Source organism: Marinomonas sp. THO17, from assembly GCF_040436405.1.
Classification (GTDB): Bacteria; Pseudomonadota; Gammaproteobacteria; order Pseudomonadales; family Marinomonadaceae; genus Marinomonas.
Genome location: NZ_AP031575.1, coordinates 3,493,872 through 3,507,587 on the forward strand (window position 1 = coordinate 3,493,872; position 13,716 = coordinate 3,507,587).

Consider the following 13,716-nt stretch of genomic DNA (forward strand, 5'->3'; position numbering starts at 1 on the left):
ACTCTAAATTGACCTGAAGTGAATGATGAAACAATCTTCGCCATTGGATTTGACTAAGCAAAGCGAACTGACTTTTAACCCTATTTGGTTGAATGCTCTTTTTGCGCATGCAGATCGGGTTTGGGTTGGTTTTAGTGGTGGTGTGGATTCTCAGGTTTTGTTACACGCTTTACTTCAGCAAGTGAGCAAAGAGCAAAAACAAAAGTTAGCCGTGCTGCATGTGCATCATGGTTTAAGTGCTAATGCCGATGCTTGGTTGGAAAACGCAGAGCAAATTTGCCAACAGCATGCTTTGCACTTTGAGTATCAAAAAGTACGCGTGTCTTCCGCGTCTTCTTTGGAGGAGGCGGCTCGTGAAGCGCGTTACCAAGTTTTTGAAGACGTCTTGTCAGCGCAAGATGTGCTGTTGCTTGCTCATCATCAAGATGATCAAGCGGAAACCATTTTATTCCGTTTATTGCGTGGTACAGGCGGTAGAGGTTTGACCGGAATGCCGCAGATGAGAAAGCTAGGTCAACAAGGCGCGTATTTGTATCGGCCTTTGTTGCAAGTAACAAAGGCGCAGATTCTTCACTATGCGCAAAAACACAAGCTGCAATGGGTAGAAGATGAGTCGAATCAAGATGATTGCTTTTCCCGGAATTTTTTACGCCATAACATTTTACCCAAATTGCAGACACACTTTACTAAAGCATCACAGAATGTGGTCGCGAGTGCCGATAAGCTTAGGCAGGATTACCTGGTTCTCACAGAATTAGCGGCTGAAAAATTAGCGCATGGGGTGAACGAGTTTGGGGGCCTTTCTGTCGAGTGGTTGGTATCTCAATCCCAAACACAACACGAATTCTGGCTACGTGAATATCTAATAACACAAGATATCAGCCTAACTTTGTCACAACGCTTGAATTTGCTAACTATGTTGGCAAGCTCAACAGACAAGCAGCCGCAATGCGATTTTCCATTAGGTCGTTTGATGCGCCATCAGGGATATCTATATTGCTTGCCTGTGGAGCAACCCGTGCAATATGGAAGCTTAATTTTAGGGCAAAAGTATCAACGTGCCTTTGATCAGTTAACCTTACTGTCTGCTCATAATGTAGAACTTAAACCTCGTCCTTTGGGAGCAAAGCTTTTACAGACTAATGGCCAACATAGAGAGTTGAAAAAGTGGCTTAATGATCAACAAATTCCTGTGTGGTGGCGGGAACATTTACCTTATCTTTTTATTCAAGATGAGTTGGTTGCCATTGGCAATTTATGGCGGCATCCTGCTTATTCCAGTCTGCAGGTGAATTGGCAAATTGATCCAAGCTTGCCTTTGCCCATAAAACAAGCGTCTTTCTAAACTTGAATTAACCAATCTGCTAAACTTGAATTAACCAATCTGCCCTTGATCGCGAGTCAGCTACTGTCTTAGCGTTTAAAGCATCATTTTGTTGGATGCGCTCATTGGCTTGTTGCGCGCTGATGCCCCAAGCCTGCTGGTGGCGTTGGGATAATCTGGCCATGGCGGTATCGAGTGGCACATCCAAAAACCAAGTTTGTTGATAATAGCGTCTTGCCTGTAACCAGTGATGGCTATCAAGTAGTAAATATAAGCCCTCAATAATCACGACTTTGGTTTGACGATGAATCATCAAGCTGTTTTCGATAGGGTCGCCTAAGCTATGGTCAAAGCTTGGCCAATAGCAATCTTCTTGCTGGTAACTTGTTGCCAATTTTTCCACTTGTTGGGCAAAGGCCTGACTATCAAATGTCCAATCTGCGCCACGTCGAGTTAAGGCTTTAGCTGGATCCGGGAAGCTTTTTAGTGCTTGTTTGGTAAAGTGGAAGCCATCCATGGGTAAACTAATGACTGCTGGAATCTCTGTGTCTGTGTTTGAAAATCTTGTTTGCTTGACTAGGTAATTTGCCAAGGTGCTTTTACCGGAACCAGGCCCACCTGCTAAGGCAATAATGGTACGTTCATTGTTATGTAAGTGTGTCTGAATTTTATTTAAAGCCAGTTGAATGGCTTTAGCAGAATGCAATGTATCAAACATAGTTTGTTCTTATCGTTGGATGAGTATCAAAAATATGACGGCTCTTGATGATTATAAATGGATTTAATCTGAACTGATTTCAACGTGCCTGCGTACCAGACTTTGTTGTACAAACTATATCAACAAAACGCGGGGAACAAGCTAATGGAACTAAAACAATTAAAACATACGCAGCATTTCGATAAAGTAAAACTTCATTCACTAGAGTCCAATTTGTATCAATTGTCAGTGGTGGTTGATGGGCAAGAAGAGTACGTTGTCGATGGCAAAGGACGTTTCGTAACCAGTCATAATAAGTTGGATCTGCAATCTTTGTTTAAAGAGAAGCAGGTTGATTCTATGGTGCTATGTCATCAAAGTGCTTACGATGAAATGGTTGGTCAACCTATTGGCGCAGGTGGAAATGTGCTTGAGGTGCCACTGGGTAACACAAATTTAAGTTAATTTGAGTTCGCTTCATTTTGCTTGCAAGACTTTCATTTTGTCTGCGCTGCTTTCTTTTTGTGAAAAAATCTTAGCATAGCCTAGTGTGGCATTAGCGTGTTCTCTCATAATAGCTTCTGCTCTACTCCCCTGACCCTGACAAATGGCGTCAAACACGGCATGGTGTTGCATGTGAGCGAAGTTGAAACGGCGAAATTCTAATGCCAAATTCTGGTGATCAAAAGCCAGTGATCGTACTGATGCGAAAGGTAAGTGTTCGTTTCGGCTAAGCGCTTCAGCAATGGCAGGGTTGCCACTGGCGTCAATAATGATCTGATGAAAAGCTTGGTTGATATCATGGTATTGTGTGAGATCTTGTTCAGCAAGGTGACCCTTTTCAAACAAGGTATCGCCCTTGAGGAGAAGTGATTGTAAAGTTTTGCTTTGTTGCTCTGTTAATCCCCGCTCGGCTGTTTGTCTGGCTGCCAAACCTTCCAGCACGCCTCTCACTTCAATCGCACCTGTAATGTCAGATAAGGTGACTTGTCTAACACAGTAACCCCGTGATGGGCGTTTAGTGAGTAAGCCTTCTTGTTCAAGGCTGCGAAAAGCGATTCGTACAGGCGTTCTTGAAACGCCTAACTGTTCAGCGGTAGGAATCTCCGCAATGCGTTGGCCTGCGCTGAGTTCGCCTGACAAAATCATTTGTCTAAGTCGACTGATTACTTCTTGTCCCGATTTACTCATGTCCTACTTCTTAGTGTCTCTTAAATGTCTTGGTATCTTGCCAGATATGCATTATTGGATCCATTTCTTTTCATAAAAACCAGAGTAATGGCATTTTAATCATTCAAAAATAATTTTATGGATCCAATTTTGTGGATCTTAGCTTCAATATTTTGATTTTTGTTTTATATTGGATCCAATACATAACAATAACAAAGCAGGAGTCAGCAAATGAAACAACAAACCTTTCCTAAAAATACCTGGTATGTTGCCGCAATGGCAGAAGAGGTAGTGGGCAGCAAACCTCTTGGACGAAAAATTTGTGGTGAGAACATTGCTTTTTATCGGACAGCAGACAATCAAATTGCGGCGATATTGGATTTTTGTCCTCATCGCGGTGCTGCTCTTTCGCTAGGCTATGTGGAAGATGGATTACTTGTATGTGGTTACCATGGCTTAAAGATGGGGGCGGACGGAAAAACTCAAGCTATGCCTTTACAGCGTGTCAAAGGTTTTCCTTGCATGAAGTCTTACGCGGTGGAGGAAAGATATGGCTTTATTTGGGTTTGGCCTGGGGATCAAAGTAAAGCGGATAAGAGTTTAATTCCTCATCTGGAGTGGGCGGTTAACCCAGAGTGGGCTTATGGCGGAGGTCTCTATCATATCCATTGTGATTATCGTTTGATGATAGATAACTTGATGGATTTAACTCACGAAACCTATGTGCATGCTTCCAGCATAGGACAAAAAGAAATCGATGAATCCCCAGTCAGTACGGAAGTGAATGGTGATAAGGTGATTACCAGTCGTTTTATGGAAAACATCATGCCACCGCCATTCTGGCAAGCCGCTCTACGGGGTAATGGTTTAGCAGATGATGTACCTGTGGATCGTTGGCAAATTTGTCGTTTTAGTCCACCATCTCATGTAATGATAGATGTGGGAGTGGCACATGCAGGGCACGGTGGTTATCAAGCGGATGCTAAATACAAAGCCAGCAGTACGGTTGTGGACTTCATTACACCAGAAACTGAAACCTCGATATGGTATTTTTGGGGCATGGCTAGACACTTCAAGCCAGAAGATCAAGCACTAACCGATAGCATTCGAGAGGGGCAAGGCAAAATTTTTGCGGAAGACCTTGAAGTGCTGGAAAGGCAACAAGAAAATTTACTCGCATTTCCTGACTATGATTTACTAAAGTTAGATATTGATGCTGGTGGTGTTCAATCTCGTAGAATCATTGAGCGTATTATTGCAGAAGAGATAACACAGCAGGCTGTTGAGGTGAGTGAAAAGCCTTTGCAAGTGATTACTTTTTAAGCGTATGAAAAGGCAGTGAGTATGATTCCAGTAGTAGTAAAAAATCGCGTGATGGAAACTCAAAATGTGGTGCGTTTAGTATTGGCTCGATCAGATGGAAAGAGTCTGCCTGCTTTTTCGGCTGGTGCCCACATTGATATTCATCTCCCTAGTGGTCTTATTCGACAATATTCACTTTGTCGACTGCAAGTGGAGCCAGACTATTATGAAATTGCTGTGTTAAAAGATCCTCAATCTCGAGGCGGTTCCCTTGAGGTCCATACTCTTGCCATTGGAACTGAGCTAGTCATCAGTGAGCCTCGTAACCATTTCCCGTTAAAGCAGGGTCAAGGCCACGTCTTGCTTATAGCAGGTGGTATTGGGGTTACACCTTTATTACCAATGGCACAGACACTTCAGCAAGAAGGCCGGTCGTTTGATTTTCATTATTGTGCCAAATCACCCAATCAAGCAGCTTTTGTCGAAGCGCTGGAAAAAGGTAGCTTTGCTGACAAAATGCATTTTCATTTTAGTCAGGTAGAAGGTTCTGGGCGAATGGATTTAGTGAGTGTGTTGTCTCGACATGCTTTTGCTAGCGAGCTTTATTTATGTGGCCCAGCCGATTTTATTACCGCGGTGTTAACTCAGGCAAGAATGTTGGGATGGAGTGAGGATAGACTGCACAAGGAATTCTTTGCAGCCCCAGAATTAGATGAAATTGCAAGCGATAATGAGACTTTTCAGGTAAAAATCCACAGCACAGGAGAACTGATTGAGGTGGTGCCAGAGCAGAGTATGTTTGATGCACTGGATGCCAATGGTATCTACCTTCCTGTGTCCTGTGAATCTGGTGTGTGTGGAACCTGTCAAACCGCTGTTATTTCAGGCACACCTGATCATAAAGATGTGTTTTTAACTGAGCAGGAAAAAAACAGTGGTAAGTGGGTAATGCCTTGTTGTTCAAGATCAAAATCCGCTATTTTGGAGTTGGATTTATAGCCTAATTTCTGCCCTAACAGACTGCCTTCATCAGGATGCAAAATAGGGATGTTTTACATTGAGTGATGAAGGCAGCGATGTTATTATTTGCTCCCGTCCTGAAGGTGCATTGATCTGTGCCATCAAATTTTATTTTTATCTATTTTTAAGGCGGGCTAAACACTCATGGCGACACGATATATTTTCGTAACAGGTGGTGTAGTATCATCTCTTGGTAAAGGATTGGCATCTGCTTCTTTAGCGGCCATTCTTGAATCTCGTGGGCTAAAAGTCACCATGTTAAAGCTGGATCCTTACATTAACGTTGATCCAGGCACTATGAGTCCCTTCCAACACGGTGAAGTGTACGTTACTGAAGACGGCGCGGAAACCGATCTTGACTTAGGTCACTATGAGCGTTTTATTTCCACTAAAATGGGCAAACGCAATAACTTCACGAGTGGCCGTGTTTATCAGCATGTTTTGAAAAAAGAGCGCCGTGGTGAATACCTTGGTGGTACGGTACAGGTGATTCCTCATATTACCGATGAAATTAAACGTCGCGTTATTGCTGGTGCAGAAGGCGCGGATGTGGCTTTGGTGGAAATCGGCGGTACAGTCGGTGACATTGAATCACAACCTTTTCTAGAAGCCGTTCGTCAATTAAAAGTTGAACTTGGCTCGCATCGTGCGTTGTTCATGCACCTCACTTTAGTTCCTTATATACGTACTGCTGGTGAAACCAAAACCAAACCTACTCAGCACTCAGTAAAAGAACTGCGTTCTATCGGTATTCAGCCTGATATTCTAGTATGTCGTTCAGAAGTGTCTATTGAAGCGCCTGAGCGTAAGAAAATTGCTTTGTTCACCAATGTGGATGAGCGTGCCGTTGTGTCTCTTCCAGATGCTGACACCATCTATAAAATTCCGCAAATGTTAGCTGACCAAGGTTTGGACAGCTTGATCGTGCAACGCTTTAATCTGGATTGCAATATTGCTGATTTGGAAATCTGGAACAAGGTGGCACAGGCAAAATTGAATCCGGAAAAGCAAATCAACATTGCCATGGTAGGAAAATACATGGAATTGTTGGACGCTTATAAGTCTTTGATTGAAGCAATGGATCATGCTGGTATCCATGCTCGTACTAAAGTAAAACTACACTACATAGATTCTGAAAGCATCGAAGAAAATGGCACTGATGTACTAACCGATATGGACGCCATTCTAGTACCAGGAGGTTTCGGAGAACGTGGTGTAGAGGGTAAGATTTTGACGGCCCAGTATGCCCGTGAAAACAAAGTGCCTTATTTAGGTATTTGTTTGGGTATGCAGGTGGCGGTTATCGAATTTGCTCGTAACGTAGCAAATTTACAAGGTGCGCACAGTACCGAGTTTAATCTAAAAGCAGAGAATCCAGTTGTTGGTCTGATCACAGAATGGACTAACGCAGAGGGTTCCAAAGAAATCCGGTCAGAGGAATCCGATTTGGGTGGGACTATGCGTTTGGGTGCGCAAAACTGTAATCTTACAGAAGGCACAAAAGCCTTTGAAGCTTATGGCAGTGCGGTTATCACAGAACGTCATCGTCATCGTTATGAAGTAAATAACTTTTATGTGTCTGCGTTAGAAGAGGCAGGTCTGACGATCTCAGGTCGTTCAGAAGACAAATCTTTGGTTGAAATGGTTGAAATTGCTGATCATCCTTGGTTTGTGGCTTGTCAATTCCATCCAGAATTTACCTCAACGCCTAGATACGGTCACGGCTTATTCAGTGCTTTTGTTCACGCGGCATTGAAATATGCAGGAAAAGAAAAATAAGTAAAGAAAAGGATGGGCAAGGTGTGTTTATCTTGTCGAGGCTTTTCTAAAGCAAACAAGCTGTTTGTGATTTTTTATCTATTTAAAGAGGTTTGTTATGAGTCAAATCGTTGATATCAAAGCACGTGAAGTATTGGATTCTCGTGGTAATCCTACCGTTGAAGCGGATGTTATTTTGGCTGACGGTTCTGTTGGTTCAGCCTGTGCGCCTTCTGGTGCATCCACCGGTTCTCGCGAAGCTTTGGAACTACGTGATGGTGATAAAAGCCGTTACCTAGGGAAAGGTGTTTTAAAAGCCGTTGCTGCTGTGAACGGTCCTATCCGTGATGCTCTGATCGGTAAAGATGCATTAGCGCAAGCAGAATTAGATAAAACCATGATCGAATTGGATGGCACGGAAAACAAATCGACTTTCGGTGCCAATGCGATTTTGGCGGTTTCTTTGGCTGCGGCAAAAGCGGCTGCAACGTCTAAGAAAGTTCCTCTGTATGCTCACATTGCAGACCTAAATGGTACCTCTGGTCAGTACTCTATGCCAGTGCCAATGATGAACATCATCAATGGTGGTGAGCACGCTGACAACAACGTTGATATTCAAGAATTCATGATTCAGCCAGTGGGTGCGCCTAACTTCCGTGAAGCTCTGCGTTACGGGGCGGAAATCTTTCACGCGTTGAAGAAGGTTCTGAGTGCTCGTGGTTTGAACACAGCAGTGGGTGATGAAGGCGGTTTCGCGCCAAACCTATCTTCTAATGCTGAAGCTTTGGCAGTAATTAAAGAAGCAGTTGCTGCGGCTGGATACGAACTAGGGAAAGATATCACACTGGCGATGGATTGTGCGGCGTCCGAGTTCTATGAAGAAGGTAAATACAACCTGAAAGGTGAAAACAAAGTCTTCACTTCAGAAGGTTTTTCTGACTACCTTGCTGAACTATGTGAAACCTACCCAATAGTGTCCATTGAAGATGGCTTAAACGAATCCGACTGGGAAGGTTTTGCTTATCAAACTAAGATTCTAGGTGACAAGATCCAATTGGTTGGTGATGACTTGTTCGTAACCAACACTAAAATCTTGAAGCGTGGTATTGATGAAGGCATTGCTAACTCTATTTTGATTAAGTTCAACCAGATCGGTTCGTTGACGGAAACGTTGGAAGCGATCAAGATGGCGAAAGACGCTGGTTACACAGCCGTTATCTCTCACCGTTCTGGTGAAACGGAAGACGCAACCATTGCCGATTTGGCGGTGGGGACAGCGGCAGGTCAGATCAAAACGGGTTCTTTGTGTCGTTCTGATCGTGTTGCTAAGTACAATCAATTGCTACGAATTGAAGAGCAATTGGGTGGTAAAGCACCTTACAACGGTCTTTCTGAGATCAAAGGTCAGGCGTAATGTCGTCTTGACCTGAAAAAGGGAGAACTGAGTTCTCCCTTTTTTTATTTTTTTATGCGATTCCTTCGATAATAAAAGAAGGTTTTTAACATAGAGGATGTTATGGCGCGTTTATTATTGGCTTTTTTTGTCTGTGCCATTGGCTATCAGTGTTATCACTTGTACTTTGGTGAACAAGGCATTAAGCGACAAGAGGGGTTGGCAAAGCAAATTGCCTATCAGGAACGCATTAATCAAAGATTAAAGCATCGTAATGACGCTTTGCGTGCGCAAGTGGAAGACTTGCGCCTAGGTGAAGAAGCGGTGGAAGAACACATTCGAACTGAGCTGCAGTACATTAAAGAAGGTGAAGTGTTTTATCGTATGGTGGAAAAAAAATGAGTCAGCTTATTTGGGTTATTATTCCGGCGGCTGGAGTAGGTAAGCGTATGCAGGCAGATTGCCCAAAACAATATTTGCCTCTAGCCGGAGAAACCATCCTTGATCGCACTATCGGCTTGTTTTTAGCACATCCGCAAGTTGCGGGGGTGGCAGTAGGGTTGAGTGAAGAAGATGACTATTGGTCAGAGTCTAAATGGTTGGAGCACCCAAAGGTAATGACATTCATTGGTGGTGCTGAGCGTTGTGATACCGTATTGCAAGGCTTGCTTTTTGTTCAGTCTCAAGTCAGTGATCAAGAGCAAGCTGTATTAGTGCATGATGCAGCTCGACCTTTGTTATCCCAAGCTTCCTTAACTCGTATTATAGAGCACAGTGCAGATCATGGTGCTTTATTGGCTATGCCGTCTCGAGATACGGTGAAGCAGCAAATGTCAGATACTAACCAAGTGTTGGCTACACTGGATAGAAGCCATATTTGGTTAGCCCAAACTCCACAGAAATTCCCATTAAATGCATTGCAAAATGCGCTACAACAGGCGGCTGAACAAGGTCTTACCCTAACAGATGAATGTTCCGCAATGGAGTTAATGGGTTGGCAGCCAGATTTGGTCATGGGAGAAAGCAGTAATATTAAAGTGACCTTACCGGAAGATTTGCTTATTGCTGAAGCTTTATTTGGGCATCTGCAACAAAACGGTCAGGTCTAAGTGAGGAAGGATTATGTTGCCATTTCGTATTGGTCATGGGTTTGATGTACATAAATTTGGTGAGGGTGACCATATTATTTTAGGGGGGGTGCGCATTCCCTATGAACGGGGGTTGATCGCTCATTCGGATGGTGATGTGGTATTGCATGCATTGACGGATGCTTTATTAGGGGCAGCCACTTTGGGTGACATAGGAAAGCATTTTCCCGATACGGATGCCGCGTTTGCTGGAGCGGACAGCCGTATCTTGTTAAAGCGAGCTTTTGCGGAAATTAAAGCCCTGGGGCATAAAGTGGGTAATGTGGATGTCACCATATTGGCGCAAGCGCCTAAAATGCGTCCATACATTGATACCATGCGTGCGCACATAGCAGAAGATTTAGAATTGCCTATGGACCGCGTGAACGTCAAAGCCACGACCACAGAAAAGCTTGGTTTCACTGGTCGTAAGGAAGGCATCGCGGTGGAAGCGGTTGCCTTGCTTTATCAATGACAGAAAGGACAAATATGAATACAGAGTGGCATTATGCTTGGTCAAAACCTACCAATACTGGTGATTTAAAAACCTTTGCTCAGGACTTTTACGTTGAGGAACAATTGGGCTTTGAACCAGATGGGAAAGGCGAGTTTTGTTATGTATTCATCGAAAAGATTGGGGTTAATACGGATTTTTTGGCGAAGCGTCTTGCACAGCTTGCTGGTATTGCAACCAACAAAGTAACCTATAGCGGTGTGAAAGATCGTCATGCTTGTACTCGTCAATGGTTCTGTCTGCATACATTGAACCAAGAGCCTGATTTAAGTGACATACAGCAGGCTTTTCGTGAGCCAGAAAGTGTGCGTGTAGTAGCGCAATTAAAACATTCTAAGAAGCTTAAAACGGGCACCCATTTTGCCAACCGTTTTGTTATTCGTCTGCGTAATCTTGATGGAGATTTAGCCGAGCTGAATGCGCGTTTACAGCTGATTAAGCAAGCGGGTGTGCCAAACTATTATGGTCCACAGCGTTTTGGCATTAACGGAAATAATCTGCATAACGGCAAAGACTTTGTGCTCAAAGGGCGGCAAAGTCGTCGCAAATTATCTAAAACAGAATCCTTTTGGTTGTCAGCTATTCGTTCTTGGTTTTTTAATCAGGCTTTAAGTGATCAGGTGGAAAACGGCATGTGGGCCCGCTTATGCGATCATGATATAGCGCAATTTCAACATGATGATGAGCAATTTCGGGTTCAGCAAATGTCGGCATTAATGCATCTCAAAGTGCAGCAAGGCCAGATTAGCCCTGTGCTGCCTTTATTGTGCGAAGGTTGGCAAGCCGGTACGGGATCTGAACGCGAAGCGGCCATTAAGGCTTCTCTGTTAGATGATTGGTCTTTAGTAGAAGGGTTGATGAGCTTTGGATTGTCACGCGATAGTCGTCTGGCCAGATTGATGCCGATAAACATGGCCTGGGAATTGCTAAACGAGAGAACCGATAGTGCTGAAAAGCCACAATTGATTTTAGAGTTCTCGTTGCCGAAAGGCTGTTTTGCAACCAGTATGTTGCGCGAGATGTTGGATTTTACCGATAAATCTGCTGAGAAGCTTCATGAAAATATTGATCGCCAATGACGATGGTATTGATGCATTAGGCATTCAAACCCTTGCTCGTCATTTATCAGCACAATACGACACCTTATTGGTGGCTCCAGATCGAAATCGCAGTGGTGCGAGTAATTCACTGACGTTAACGCGCCCTTTGCAGCCTAGTCAGGTTGATGAGCATGCTTATAAAGTCGATGGCACGCCAAGTGATTGTGTGAATCTGGCTTTGTCTGGTGTGATTGATGGGCCAGTGGATATTGTGGTGTCTGGTATTAATCATGGCCCCAATTTGGGCGACGATGTGATTTATTCTGGCACGGTGGCCGCTGCTATGGAAGCTAGGCATCTAGGCCGTCCAGCTTTGGCGATATCTTTGGTTGGTACGCATCATTTTGACAGTGCTGCTCAGGTTGTCATGATGTTATTGAAAGATTCACACACATTGGCCATGCCAGCGGGCGTTTTATTGAATATCAATGTGCCGGATTTGCCTTATGAGCAAATCAAAGGACTTAAAGTAACTAGGCTGGGTTATCGTCATCAGGCGCAAGCGCCTATTTCGGCTCAACACCCCAGAGGTGTGCCTAGTTATTGGATTGGCGCATTGTCAGAACCTTATGATGCGTCACCAGGGACAGATTTTGATGCAGTGGCTAATGGGTATGTATCCATTACGCCAATACATACCGATATGACTTGTTATCAAGCGAAAACCTCTCTGGAAAACTGGATTGATGTTGTTACCTTATGAGCCAATATGATCTCAATGGTTTAGTCACTCATACTGAACCTCGTGCTTCTGGTATGATTCAACAACTGCAACAGCAGGGCATCACTCATCCTGAGCTATTGGCTTTGATGGGAAATATCCCACGTCAGGACTTTGTTGAACCCGCTTTTTCTCATTTGGCATATTCAGCAACGCCTTTGCCTATCGGACGAAATCAAACCATCAGTCAGCCTTTGACTGTAGCTCGCATGACGGAATGGCTACTGCGTTACGCGCGACTAGGCCGAGTATTGGAAATCGGCACAGGATCTGGTTATCAGACTTGTATATTGGCTCATTTCTTTAACAAGGTGCACACCATAGAGAGACAACAAAGTCTCTATTCGCAAGCGCGTCAGCGTTTGGCGGGTATGGGTATTAAAAATGTAGAATATTTGTTTGCGGATGGTCAGGCGGGTTGGCCACATAAGATTGAAATGGATGCGGTTATTATTACCGCAATGGCCAGTAAAATTCCTTTGGCTTTAACCAATTGTTTAAAAGACAAAGGAATACTAATTATGCCAATCGACCATCCGACACCTCAAATAGGTTGTTGGCGTAAAGAAGGTGATCGTTGGAAATGTTTGGGGAGCGAAGCTGCGTCTTTTGTCCCATTATTAGAAGGAATGGAACATGCCTAAATGGCTAAAAATATACTTAAGTGGTGCCTTGATGGGGGCTGCTGATGTGGTTCCCGGAGTGTCTGGTGGAACCGTCGCCTTTATTTTAGGTGTTTATGATCGATTGATTGCAGCACTCAGTGGTGTTAATAAAAACAGTGTGAGCATGCTGTTCAAAGGTGATTTTAAAGGACTGTGGAGACATTTTGACGGTACTTTTCTATTTACTTTAGGGGCTGGTATTGTGACCAGTATTTTTCTGATTGCTGGGGTGATTACGCATTTACTAGCCGAGTATCCTATCTTCGTATGGAGTTTTTTCTTTGGCTTAATCTTGGTTTCAGCGATATTTTTACTACAGCAAATTAAGGGTTTTGCGGGGCGTCATTTGGTGGCGCTTTTAGTGGGAATAGTCATTGGTGCTAGTGTGTCTTTGTTAGTACCTACTCGTATGGAGGCCAGTCATTTAATGGTTTTCCTAGCTGGCATGATAGCCATTTGTGCGATGATTCTGCCTGGTATTTCTGGCAGTTTTTTGCTGTTGATCATGGGGCTTTATGGTTATGTCTTAAGTGCGGTGAAAAATTTGGATTTGCTGATTATTAGCATTTTTGCTTGTGGTGCTTTGATTGGCTTGTTGAGCTTTTCTAAGTTATTGAATCTTATGCTAAAAAAAGCACATGCTATGACTTTGTCCATATTAACTGGCATTATGCTTGGGGCGTTAGTAAAAGTTTGGCCGTGGAAAGAGACTTTGCGTTGGGAGCAGATTGGCAATAATAACTTGCCAGTGGAGAGTCATTTAATGATGCCTTGGCAGCTATCGAATTATCATTTTACGACGGATTTTTTGTTACCAATGGTTTTCATTTTAATGGGTATTTTGGTGGTTTTTTGTCCGCGTTACATTTATTTACGAAATGAAGACAAAAGATAATAAACGCTACAATTCTATGGTTTGAGGGAT

General features: G+C 43.5%; 15 protein-coding genes. 13 read left to right on the plus strand and 2 right to left on the minus strand.

Going from position 1 to position 13,716, the window contains the following annotated elements:
- Positions 1 to 25 precede the first annotated feature (25 nt).
- The gene (tilS, locus tag ABXS85_RS16470; RefSeq protein ID WP_353667618.1) at positions 26 to 1,345 is read left to right on the plus strand and encodes a tRNA lysidine(34) synthetase TilS; all 1,320 of its coding nucleotides are present in this window, start codon (positions 26 to 28) and stop codon (positions 1,343 to 1,345) included.
- 19 nt (positions 1,346 to 1,364) lie between these two features.
- Here tilS and ABXS85_RS16475 read toward each other — a convergent pair whose 3' ends face one another.
- Complete coding sequence (locus ABXS85_RS16475; protein ID WP_353667619.1) at positions 1,365 to 2,042, minus strand: hypothetical protein; 678 nt, start codon at positions 2,040 to 2,042, stop codon at positions 1,365 to 1,367.
- Between the two features lie 144 nt (positions 2,043 to 2,186).
- On the opposite strand from ABXS85_RS16475, the gene ABXS85_RS16480 reads away from it, so the two are divergent.
- The gene (locus ABXS85_RS16480) at positions 2,187 to 2,486 is read left to right on the plus strand and encodes a DUF6482 family protein (protein ID WP_353667620.1); all 300 of its coding nucleotides are present in this window, start codon (positions 2,187 to 2,189) and stop codon (positions 2,484 to 2,486) included.
- 12 nt (positions 2,487 to 2,498) lie between these two features.
- Here ABXS85_RS16480 and ABXS85_RS16485 read toward each other — a convergent pair whose 3' ends face one another.
- A complete protein-coding gene (locus tag ABXS85_RS16485) occupies positions 2,499 to 3,212 on the minus strand; it encodes a GntR family transcriptional regulator (protein ID WP_353667621.1) in 714 nt (237 codons plus the stop codon).
- Positions 3,213 to 3,422: 210 nt separating this feature from the next.
- On the opposite strand from ABXS85_RS16485, the gene ABXS85_RS16490 reads away from it, so the two are divergent.
- From ABXS85_RS16490 to ABXS85_RS16540, 11 genes are all read left to right on the plus strand, one after another.
- On the plus strand, positions 3,423 to 4,514 hold the full coding sequence (locus tag ABXS85_RS16490; protein ID WP_353667622.1) for an aromatic ring-hydroxylating dioxygenase subunit alpha: 1,092 nt from the start codon (positions 3,423 to 3,425) through the stop codon (positions 4,512 to 4,514).
- A 21-nt stretch (positions 4,515 to 4,535) separates the two neighbouring features.
- Positions 4,536 to 5,492 (plus strand): PDR/VanB family oxidoreductase, encoded by a 957-nt coding sequence (locus ABXS85_RS16495; protein ID WP_353667623.1) that lies wholly within the window; start codon positions 4,536 to 4,538, stop codon positions 5,490 to 5,492.
- A gap of 165 nt (positions 5,493 to 5,657) precedes the next feature.
- Complete coding sequence (locus ABXS85_RS16500) at positions 5,658 to 7,292, plus strand: CTP synthase (RefSeq protein WP_353667624.1); 1,635 nt, start codon at positions 5,658 to 5,660, stop codon at positions 7,290 to 7,292.
- Between the two features lie 97 nt (positions 7,293 to 7,389).
- Positions 7,390 to 8,685, plus strand: coding sequence for a phosphopyruvate hydratase (eno, locus tag ABXS85_RS16505; protein WP_353667625.1), 1,296 nt, complete (start codon positions 7,390 to 7,392; stop codon positions 8,683 to 8,685).
- A 102-nt stretch (positions 8,686 to 8,787) separates the two neighbouring features.
- Positions 8,788 to 9,066: a septum formation initiator family protein gene (locus ABXS85_RS16510; protein WP_353667626.1), complete on the plus strand. Its 279-nt coding sequence runs from the start codon at positions 8,788 to 8,790 to the stop codon at positions 9,064 to 9,066.
- Positions 9,063 to 9,773 carry a 2-C-methyl-D-erythritol 4-phosphate cytidylyltransferase gene (gene ispD, locus ABXS85_RS16515; protein ID WP_353667627.1) on the plus strand — a complete coding sequence of 237 codons (711 nt, stop codon included), beginning with the start codon at positions 9,063 to 9,065 and terminating at the stop codon, positions 9,771 to 9,773. Before ABXS85_RS16510 ends, ispD begins: the two co-directional genes overlap by 4 nt.
- 13 nt (positions 9,774 to 9,786) lie before the next feature.
- The gene (gene ispF, locus ABXS85_RS16520) at positions 9,787 to 10,266 is read left to right on the plus strand and encodes a 2-C-methyl-D-erythritol 2,4-cyclodiphosphate synthase (protein ID WP_353667628.1); all 480 of its coding nucleotides are present in this window, start codon (positions 9,787 to 9,789) and stop codon (positions 10,264 to 10,266) included.
- Positions 10,267 to 10,280: 14 nt separating this feature from the next.
- The gene (locus ABXS85_RS16525) at positions 10,281 to 11,384 is read left to right on the plus strand and encodes a tRNA pseudouridine(13) synthase TruD (RefSeq protein ID WP_353667629.1); all 1,104 of its coding nucleotides are present in this window, start codon (positions 10,281 to 10,283) and stop codon (positions 11,382 to 11,384) included.
- The gene (gene surE / locus ABXS85_RS16530; protein ID WP_353667630.1) at positions 11,362 to 12,108 is read left to right on the plus strand and encodes a 5'/3'-nucleotidase SurE; all 747 of its coding nucleotides are present in this window, start codon (positions 11,362 to 11,364) and stop codon (positions 12,106 to 12,108) included. The genes ABXS85_RS16525 and surE overlap by 23 nt, the downstream gene beginning before the upstream one ends.
- Positions 12,105 to 12,770 (plus strand): protein-L-isoaspartate(D-aspartate) O-methyltransferase, encoded by a 666-nt coding sequence (locus tag ABXS85_RS16535; protein ID WP_353667631.1) that lies wholly within the window; start codon positions 12,105 to 12,107, stop codon positions 12,768 to 12,770. Before surE ends, ABXS85_RS16535 begins: the two co-directional genes overlap by 4 nt.
- Positions 12,763 to 13,686 carry a DUF368 domain-containing protein gene (locus ABXS85_RS16540; RefSeq protein ID WP_353667632.1) on the plus strand — a complete coding sequence of 308 codons (924 nt, stop codon included), beginning with the start codon at positions 12,763 to 12,765 and terminating at the stop codon, positions 13,684 to 13,686. The genes ABXS85_RS16535 and ABXS85_RS16540 overlap by 8 nt, the downstream gene beginning before the upstream one ends.
- Positions 13,687 to 13,716 lie beyond the last annotated feature (30 nt).